Source organism: Falsiroseomonas oryzae (genome assembly GCF_027856955.1).
Classification (GTDB): domain Bacteria; phylum Pseudomonadota; class Alphaproteobacteria; order Acetobacterales; family Acetobacteraceae; genus Falsiroseomonas; species Falsiroseomonas oryzae.
In genome coordinates this window covers 1-2,522 of sequence record NZ_JAPSMD010000614.1, presented here as the reverse complement: position 1 = coordinate 2,522, position 2,522 = coordinate 1, and the positions used below count along the sequence as shown (strand labels likewise).

The window sequence follows — 2,522 nt, the reverse complement described above, 5'->3', positions numbered from 1 at the left end:
GCGGCGGCGAGCGAGGCGGGGTCGAGCGGGGTTTCCGTGCTGCCGTCGGCGCGCAGGCGCTCGCGCAGCGGCAGGCGCAGGCGGCGCGGGACGAGGGGCGCGGGCGGCGGCAGGCGCAGGTCGTAGCGCTCGGGCTTCAGGCCCTCGCGCATCTCGATGACGTCGCGGTGGCCCTCGGTGGTCAGCAGCGCGACGCGGGCGGTGCGGCGTTCCAGCAGGGCGTTGGTGGCGACGGTGGTGCCGTGCACCAGGCGCTCGGTGACTTCCAGCAGCTCGCGCAGCGTGATGTGCAGCGTCTGCGCCAGGCCGCGCAGGCCGTCGAGCACGCCTTCCGACTGGTCGTGCGGCGTGGTGGCGGCCTTGGCGAGCACGGTCTCGCCATCGGCGCCGATGCAGACGACGTCGGTGAAGGTGCCGCCGACATCCACGCCGATGCGGTAGGGGCCCATCATGGCAGCAGGCCTTCCGCGCGGTCGGCCGCGATGGCGGCGGGGTCGCGCTGCTCCGGCGGGCCCCAGCCGCCGCCGCCGCCGGAACGCACCAGCAGCAGGTCGCCCTGGCGCAGCTCCACGCCGGTCTCCTTGGTGCGGAGGTCGCGCTCCGTGCCGTCGGGGTGGCGCAGCGTGTAGCGGTGCGGCGCGCCGTCGCGGCCGCCCAGCATGCCGGCGGCGCCGTGCCGCACGCCGTCGCCGGCGGTGTTGGCGCGGGACGTGCCGGGCGCCTCGATGACCAGCTCCAGTTCGGCGCCGAGGCCGCCGCGATGCGTGCCCTCGCCGGCGGAACCCGGGCGGAATTCGTGGCGGCGGAAGAAGAGCGGGAAGCGGGCCTCCGCCATCTCCACGCTGCCGAACTTCAGGCCGCCGGCGGAATGCCACTCGCCGGCGGTGGACCAGCCGTCGCCCTTCGCATGGCCGCCGCCGCCGGGGCGGGCGTGGAACAGGTGCCAGACGAAGCGGCGGTTTCGGCGCGGATCGGTGCCGGTGATCGCCACGCGGAAGCGCCTTCCCCAGCCGCCCATGGCGCGTTCGGGGCAGGCGGGGGCGAGCGCCTTGACGATGGCCTCCACGATCTCGTTCGAGGGGTGGGAGGTGCAGAGCGTGACGGCCGCGCCCTCGCGCGGGTTCACGATGCTGCCTTCGGGGGCGAGGATCTCCAGCGGGCGGAAGGCGCCGTCGTTCTTCGCGACCTCGGGGTCCAGCAGGTAGGCGAGCGCCATGCGCACGGCGCTGACGGTGTTGGGCCAGGAGGAGTTGACGAAGCCCTTCACCTGCGGGGCGCTGTCCGAGAGGTCCACCGTCAGCGACCCGCCGCGCTTGGTCACGCGGGCGCGGATGGGGATGTCGGTGGCGTCGTGGCCGTCGTCGTCCAGCGTCGCCTCGCCGTGATACTCGCCATCCGCCCAGGACGCGATGATGCGGCGGGCATGGCCCTCGGCCAGGTCGAGGATGGCGTCGCAGGCGGCGGCGAGCTTCGGCGCGCCGTGCTCCGTCAGCAGCGCCGCAAGCCGCGTCGCGCCGAGGCGGGCGGCGCCCCACATCGCCATCAGGTCGCCGCGGAAGTCGCGCGCGATGCGCGTGTTGAGCGCGAGCATCGCGACCAGGTCCTCGCGCAGCGCATCGTCCTCGCCCAGGCGGATCGGTGGGATGCGGATGCCTTCCTGCCAGATCTCGGTGGCCGAGGGGTTGTAGCCGCCATGCGTGGCGCCGCCGATGTCGGACTGGTGTGCGCGGACGACGCAGAGGAAGCGGAGGGCGTCGTTCCCGAAGACGGGGAGAACGATGGTCAGGTCAGGCAGATGACTTCCGCCGTGCCAGGGGTCGTTCAGCAGGAAGCAGTCGCCCGGCCGCATCGCGCCGCCGAAGGCGTCCAGCACCGCCTGCGCGGCGAAGGGCATGGCGCCGACATGGACGGGGATGTGGTCGGCCTGCGCCACCAGCCGCGCCGCCCCGTCGCACAGCGCCACCGAGAAGTCGCGCGAGGAGTTGAGGATCTGCGAGGTCGCGGTGCGCAGCAGCGCCTCTCCCATCTCCTCCACGATGGCGCGGAAGCGGTTCTCGAGGACGGCGAGCGTCACCGGATCGGTCTGCATGCGGGAACGCTCCGCCGCGGGCCGCACCGCGTCAAGCCGGCGGCCACGCCGGCGTGATCGGCGCGGAGCCGAACCGTCACGCAGGCGATGCGTTCGTCGCCGCGCATCGGGGGAGGGGCCGCGTGGGTCTCGCGCGCATGGCGCCGCTGCTGTTCTGCGCCGCCGCGCTGCTGCTGCGCGCGCCGGGCTTCGTCGCGTCCGTGATCGACCCGGATGAGGGGCTCTACCTGCTGCAGGCCGTCGCCTGGCTGGAGGGCGGCTGGCCCTGGATCGCGGTGTGGGACATGCACCCGCCGGGCGCGCCGGCGCTGCTGGCGCTGGTGCATGCGCTGGTGCCCGATCCGGTGATCGCCATGCGGCTGGCCGGCGCGCTCGCCGTGGCGGCGACGGCGACCGGGCTGCACGCGCTGGCGCGGCTGCTCGGCGCGGGGCC

General features: G+C 74.7%; 3 protein-coding genes. 1 reads left to right on the top strand and 2 read right to left on the bottom strand.

What is annotated here, in order from left to right; all coding sequences use genetic code 11:
* A partial coding sequence (locus OZN99_RS29645; RefSeq protein WP_270938809.1) for a hydantoinase/oxoprolinase N-terminal domain-containing protein occupies positions 1–452 on the bottom strand: 452 nt, incomplete at its 3' end.
* On the bottom strand, positions 449–2,089 hold the full coding sequence (locus OZN99_RS29640; protein WP_270938808.1) for a hydantoinase B/oxoprolinase family protein: 1,641 nt from the start codon (positions 2,087–2,089) through the stop codon (positions 449–451). The genes OZN99_RS29640 and OZN99_RS29645, both read right to left, overlap by 4 nt.
* A gap of 122 nt (positions 2,090–2,211) precedes the next feature.
* On the opposite strand from OZN99_RS29640, the gene OZN99_RS29635 reads away from it, so the two are divergent.
* Positions 2,212–2,522, top strand: a 311-nt coding sequence (locus tag OZN99_RS29635; protein ID WP_270938807.1) for a hypothetical protein, incomplete at its 3' end; no start/stop codon positions are given.

Bases quoted from the DNA above. Each gene is read 5' to 3' on its own strand.
- OZN99_RS29640 (WP_270938808.1), bottom strand. From the start codon at position 2,089: ATGCAGACCGATCCGGTGACGCTCGCCGTCCTCGAGAACCGCTTCCGC.